A 5,839-nucleotide genomic window follows, 5' to 3' on the forward strand; every position below is an offset into this window, starting at 1 on the left:
GCGGCGGTGTAGTGGTCCTTTCCCATCTCCACGTGCCGCACGATGTTCTCGCGCACCACGATGGCGTCGTCGATCAGAATGCCGATGGCCAGCGACAGCCCCAGCAGCGACATGGTGTTGAGCGTGAACCCGAAGGCCCGCACCGCCACGAAGCTGGCCAGCACCGACACCGGCAGCGCCAGGCCGGTGATGACGGTGGAGCGCCACGAGTTCAGGAACAGGAACACCACCAGCACCGTGAGCAGCGCGCCCTCGATGAGCGCCTCCTGCACGTTCTTGACGCTGTTGGCCACCCGGTCGCCCGAGTTGCGCACCACGCTCAGCTTTACCCCGGCGGGGAGCCGCTTCTGGATCTCGTCCACCCGCTGAATGACCGTGCTGGCCACCGCCGTGGTGGAGTAGTTCTGCGACTTCACCAGGTCGATGCCCACCGCCGGCTGCCCGTTGAACAGCGCCAGCGAGCGGGGCTCCTCCGTGCCGTCCGTGACCGTGGCCACTTCCGACAGGCGCACGGGGACGCCGTTGCGCGAGGCCACCACCAGGGCACCGAACTCCGCCGGGGAGCGCAGCCGCCCGCGCAGGCGAATGGTGCGCTCTTCCAGCGCCTCGTTCAGCCGGCCCACGGGCACGGCCAGGTTCTGCGACTGCAGCGCGCCCAGCACCTGCGGCATGCTCAGCCCCGCGGCCTGCAGCCGGTTGGGGTCCACTTCCACGCTCAGCTCGCGCTCCACCCCGCCGGCCACCTGCACCTCGGCCACGCCGCTGATGCCCCGCAGGTCGCGGGTAATGCCCGGGTCGGCAATGCGGGTGAGCTCCGCCGGCGTCAGCGTCTGGCTCGACAGGGTGAGCGAAACGATGGGCTGGTCGTTGGGGTCGAACCGCGCCAGGATCGGCTCTTCCATTTCCGGGGGCAGGTCGCCGCGGATCTGGCTGATGGCGTCGCGGATGTCCTGCGACGCCTGCTGCGGGTCCGTTCCGTAGACGAAGATGGCCTGAATGGAGCCGAACCCGTCCAGCGAGCTGCTCTGGATCTTGTCGATGCCGGTGAGCCCCGCGATGGCTTCCTCGATGGGGTCCACCACCTCGCGCTCCACGATGTCGGGCGAGGCGCCGGGGTACGGAACGGAGACGAAGATGAAGGGGGCGTCCACCTCCGGAAATTCGTCCGTGTCCAGGCTGAGCAGCGAGAAGATGCCGAACACCACGAGCGCCAGCATGGTCACCACGGTGACCACGGGCCGCTTGATGGCGAAATCGGAGATGAACATGGTCTGGTTCTCCTGTTACCGGGCCGCCGGAGCGGCCGAGGCCCGCACCGTCACGCGGGTGCCGGGCGAGGTGCCCAGCGCCGCGCCCGTGAGCAGCGTGTCACCGGCGTTCACGCCGGAGGTGATCTCCACCCGGTCCGTTTCCGACACGCGGGTGCCCAGCGTAACGGGGACGCGCTCCACCTTGCCGCCGGCCAGGCGCAGCACGGTGGGCTGCACCCCCCGCTCGTCCACGGCGGACGCGGGGACCAGGATGCCCTGCCGGGCCTGCGCCTGCACCCGTCCCTCGGCGAACAACCCCGCCACCAGCCGTCCCCCGTTGTTGGGGATGCTCACGTAGACCGGGACCATCCGCGTGACCGGGTCCGCGGCGGGGTTCACCCGCTGCACGGTGCCGGTAAAGGTCTGCCCCGGGTAGCCGGTGACGGTAAAGCGCACGGTGGCGCCGGGCCGCACCTGCCCCATGTCGGCGGCGGGCACGTTGCCCTCCAGCCGCATGCTTCCCGGGTCCACGATGGTGAACAGCGGGCCGCCGGGGGCCACCACGTCGCCCGCGCTCACCGGCCGCTCGCTCACGACGCCGCTGATGGGGGAGCGCACGCTGGTCTTGCCGGCCTGCTTCTGCACCCCCGCCTGCTGCGCGCGGGCCGCCGCCAGCTGCGACTGCGCCGCGGCCAGCTGGTTGCGGGCGGCTTCCAGGTCGCGGTCGGCCACGGCGCCCGCGGCGTTCAGCGTCTGGTTGCGCTCCACGTTGCGGGCGGCCACCGACACCGACTGCTGCGCCGCGCGCACGGCCGACTCGGCCGAAATGGACTGCGAGCCCATCGCCGGGTCGTCGATGCGCGCCAGCGGCTGCCCGGCGCGCACGGCCTGGCCCTTTTCGGCCAGCACGGCCACCACGGTGCCGCCCACCTCGGCGCGCACCTGGGCGTCACGGTCCGCCGCCAGCGTCCCGCTGATCACGGGGCCGGTGGTGATCTCTTCGGTGACGATCTGGACGACGCTCTCGCTCCCCAGAACCACCGCTTCTTCCTTCTTGGGCGCGCCCTCGGCCGCTTCGCCGTTCTGCCCGCAGGCGGCCAGCGACAGCGCCGAGCCCAGAGCCAGCGCGGCCACTCCCATCGATCTTGCCATCATCACTCGCCTCCCGCGGTGAACGCGTTTGCCTGTGCGGAGGCCGGGGCCTGCTGCTGCCTCGGCGCGGACTGCTGGGGTTGCTGCTGCTGCGACGCGCCGGACGACTGCCCGGCCTGGCCCGCCCCGATGGGCAGGTAGGGGAGCAGGGCGGCGCGGGCCTGCGCGATCTGCAGGTCGCGGGCGGCCACGGCGCGGTTGGCCTGCGCCTGCTGAAGCAGGATGCGGCTGTCCGCGAGCTCCACCTGGGTGCTGATCCCCTCGCGGTAGCGCACTTCCGCGATCTGGTAGGCGCGGGCGGCCTGCTCCACCGTGCCCGCGCTGGCCTGGTACTGCGCCCGCGCCGCCTGCAGCCGCTCCAGCGCGCTGCGGGTGTCCAGCCGGGCGGCGTCCTGCGCCTGCCGCAGCCGGGCGCGGGCTTCCAGCAGGTTGGCCTGGGCCACCAGCTCGTCGCCCCGGATGCGCCCGCCGGTAAAGAGCGGAATGGTCAGCCCGGCGCCCACCGTCCAGTTGCTGCGAAAGTCGCCCAGGCTGGGAAAGGCGCCGGTGGGGTACGCCACGCGGCCGTACTGCGAGGTGATGGCCAGCGTGGGGAGCCGCTGCGAGCGCGCGATGCGCAGCGCGCTTTCCTGCGTGCTCACCGCGGTGAGTGCCTGCTGCACCGGCGCGCGGTTTTCCACCGTGGTGTCGCCCAGCAGCGCCTCGTTGGCGGCGAACCGCGCAACGGGCACGGCGCGCGAGTCGTCCAGCGGCGAGGTGAGCGCCAGCGAGGCGCCGGCCGGCAGGTCCAGCAGCAGCGCAAGCCGCGAGTACGCCAGGTCGCGGTCCGCGCGGCGCTGAATCACCAGGGGCAGCTGGTTGTCGCGCTGCACCTGCGCCCGCAGCAGCTCGAACTCCGGCTGGTTCCCCACCTGCCGCGCCAGCCGCGTCTGCTCCAGCGTGGTTTCCGCCTGCTGCAGCGTGGCCTGGGCGATGGTCACCAGCCGGTCGGAGAGCGCGGCGTCGTAGTACGCCTGCGTCACGTCCAGGGCCAGCTGCGCGCGCTGCGAGTTGAGCTCGATCTCGGCGCGGGTGCGCCCCGCGTCGGCGATGCGGTTCTGCGCCGCCGTGCGCCCGCCGTTGAACACGGACTGGGAAAAGCTCAGCCCGAACCGCCAGGTGTTTTCGCGGCCGAAGGGCAGGTCGCCAAAGGCCGCGAACGGGTTGGCGTTCTGCGCGCAGTTCACCGCCGCCTCCAGCGAGTCCAGCCGCTCGGCGACGGGAAGCGCGGGGTTGGGGGTAAAGCGTCCGCACGCCGGGGCCGGCGTGGTGGTGGTATCGCTGTCGGAGCCGCCGCCCAGCGACTGGAACTCCGAGGCGAGGGCGCGGGTGTAGTCCAGGGAGCCGTTCAGCTGCGGAAGCCGCTCGCTGCGGGCGCGCAGCACGTCGCCGCGGGCGCGGGTCACCCCGGCGCGGGCGATCTGCACGCTTTCGCTGGCGTCCTCGGCCAGGCGCAGCGCCTCGTCCAGCGTCAGCGCGCGCTGCCCGGCGGGCGGCTGCGAGGCGGTGGAGGCGGGCTGCTGGGCGGCCAGGGGAACGGCCGCCAGGAGCGCCGCCGCAAGGGCGGCGCCGCGGGCGAGCCGGCCGGGCCAGGGATGAGCAGACATATCGTCCAGGTTCTGTGCGCTGCGTGTCAGGTCAGGAAATCGGTCCCGCCACTTCAATCCGGCGCGGTGCCCGCCGCCGGGGGCGCGGGATCGGGATCGGCTCCGATGGCCCGCAGAAACAGCTCGACGTACTTGCCGGGCGCTTCCGCCTCGGGGTACGGGTACCGCTCGGGGATCATGTCGCGCCCCATGGCGTCGGCGAACAATGACCCCGTGAGCATGGCCGTGGCGGCGTACGTGTCCACCCCGGCCCGCATGAGCCCGGCGCCCTGGAGCCGTTCCAGGTACGCCTGCAGCTCGGTGTTGGCCCGCCGCGGGTTTTCGGCGCTGCACCGCAGCATTTCGGGGTTGCCTTCCATTTCCCCCATGCTGGTGCGGATGAGCGCGGCGTTGTGCCGGATCCCCGCGTGCTGCGCCCGGGCCCAGGCCAGCAGCTCGGCGCGCGGGTTCCGGGGCTCCCGCGGCAGCGGGGCGGCCGGCCGCAGCACCCCGCTGCTGCTGATGGCCTCGTTGAGCAGTGCCGCCTTGTTGCCGAAGTGGCGGAACAGCGTGATCTCGTTCACTCCGGCCTCGGCGGCGATGCGGCGCGTGGTGGCGCCGCGCGATCCGCACTCCTCAAAAACCCGCAGGGCGGCCTGGAGCAGCTTGTTTCGTACTTCCATGGCCGCAAGCTAGTCGTGCGGGTGTGTGCAAGCAAGTGGTTGCTTGCACCCCGTCGCTTTCGTTACATGCTCCCGGTGCCCGCTGCTTCCGCGCCTTCGCGTGTTTCGGCGGAGCGCGTGTCGTTCCAGCGGCCGATCAGGGCGTCGCACTCGCCGATGAGCAGGCGATGAAAGCGCTCCGCCTGCGACACGCGCGTGCGGCCGGCGGGCTCGGGGAGCTTTTCGGCGGCGTCGGCGAACACGTTCACCATGTCGCGCCAGCGGCTCTGGGCCACGCGCAGCATGCGCTCCCACGGGTCGTCTTCCACCCGGTAGAAGTCGCGCCGGTCGCCCAGCACGCTCACCCGCTGAATCATTCCGAACTGCTCCAGCATGCGCGCGTTGGTGCTCACGGACGCCTTGCTGGCCTGCAGGTGCTCGGCGAGCTCTTCCAGGGAGAACGTGCGGTCCGTGGCGAGCAGGTAGCCGAAGATGCGCCCGGCGATCCGGGGCATCCCCTCCTTTTCGCAGATCAGCGCCATCCGTTCGACAAACTGGAGAACCGTCTGCTGCATGATCACCCGGAGTGGGGGGCTCGGACCCGCGAACTGCGTTCGATCCGTTCAATCAACTGTGAACAATCTAGTTCGTTCACAGCGTTCAGTCAATACTGAACGAAGTGAAAACACCTGTTTCCGACGCTCCCTCTCGCCTGCGTTTCCCACGCGCCCAAGATGCTTCGCGCCATGTGTTCCGGCATAGGTCATCTGACCTGATTGTCTCGCGATCCTCCGACGGATTCACCTCAGGCACACCGGGCCGCCTCACCCGGCTCGGACTTCGGGTGTCATTCTGAGCGAGGCGCCTCGCCGCACTCTCTGTCACACCGGACTGTGGCGCCGACCGAAGAATCCCGCGCCACCGCATCCCATGCACGCCCGGCTGCGCGCTGTGCTCGGACGCTGCGGGTGCGGCGGGAGAGGCGGGAGCACGCCGCGCCGGACGGTGACGCGGCGGACGTTTCGGTCCGGGATTCTTCAGTCGCGCAGGGATCCGGCACCGGGGGAAGTGCCGCGCACGCTCCTTCAGAATGACGCCCCGGCGCCGAAGTGGGCGGCAGGACTCGTGGGGTGGTGCCGGCGAGACGGCG

5 protein-coding genes are annotated in these 5,839 nt (G+C 71.3%); all 5 read right to left on the bottom strand.

Features of this window, described 5'->3' with window-relative positions; all coding sequences use genetic code 11:
• Window positions 1-1,268 (bottom strand): efflux RND transporter permease subunit (locus VF665_RS05925; RefSeq protein ID WP_331052494.1); only part of this gene is annotated, 1,268 nt, incomplete at its 3' end.
• 15 nt (window positions 1,269-1,283) lie between these two features.
• A complete protein-coding gene (locus VF665_RS05930) occupies window positions 1,284-2,405 on the bottom strand; it encodes an efflux RND transporter periplasmic adaptor subunit (protein WP_331052495.1) in 1,122 nt (373 codons plus the stop codon).
• Entirely contained in the window at window positions 2,405-4,048 is a 1,644-nt protein-coding gene (locus tag VF665_RS05935; protein ID WP_331052496.1) for a TolC family protein, read from the bottom strand. Before VF665_RS05935 ends, VF665_RS05930 begins: the two co-directional genes overlap by 1 nt.
• A gap of 53 nt (window positions 4,049-4,101) precedes the next feature.
• Window positions 4,102-4,710, bottom strand: a complete 609-nt coding sequence (locus tag VF665_RS05940; protein ID WP_331052497.1) for a helix-turn-helix domain-containing protein — start codon at window positions 4,708-4,710, stop codon at window positions 4,102-4,104.
• Between the two features lie 62 nt (window positions 4,711-4,772).
• The gene (locus tag VF665_RS05945; RefSeq protein WP_331052498.1) at window positions 4,773-5,264 is read right to left on the bottom strand and encodes a hypothetical protein; all 492 of its coding nucleotides are present in this window, start codon (window positions 5,262-5,264) and stop codon (window positions 4,773-4,775) included.
• Window positions 5,265-5,839: the final 575 nt, after the last annotated feature.

The sequence above is a fragment of the Longimicrobium sp. genome (assembly GCF_036387355.1).
Taxonomy (GTDB): domain Bacteria; phylum Gemmatimonadota; class Gemmatimonadetes; order Longimicrobiales; family Longimicrobiaceae; genus Longimicrobium.

Bases quoted from the DNA above. Each gene is read 5' to 3' on its own strand.
- VF665_RS05930 (WP_331052495.1), bottom strand. From the start codon at position 2,405: ATGATGGCAAGATCGATGGGAGTGGCCGCGCTGGCTCTGGGCTCGGCG.
- VF665_RS05935 (WP_331052496.1), bottom strand. From the start codon at position 4,048: ATGTCTGCTCATCCCTGGCCCGGCCGGCTCGCCCGCGGCGCCGCCCTT.
- VF665_RS05940 (WP_331052497.1), bottom strand. From the start codon at position 4,710: ATGGAAGTACGAAACAAGCTGCTCCAGGCCGCCCTGCGGGTTTTTGAG.
- VF665_RS05945 (WP_331052498.1), bottom strand. From the start codon at position 5,264: ATGCAGCAGACGGTTCTCCAGTTTGTCGAACGGATGGCGCTGATCTGC.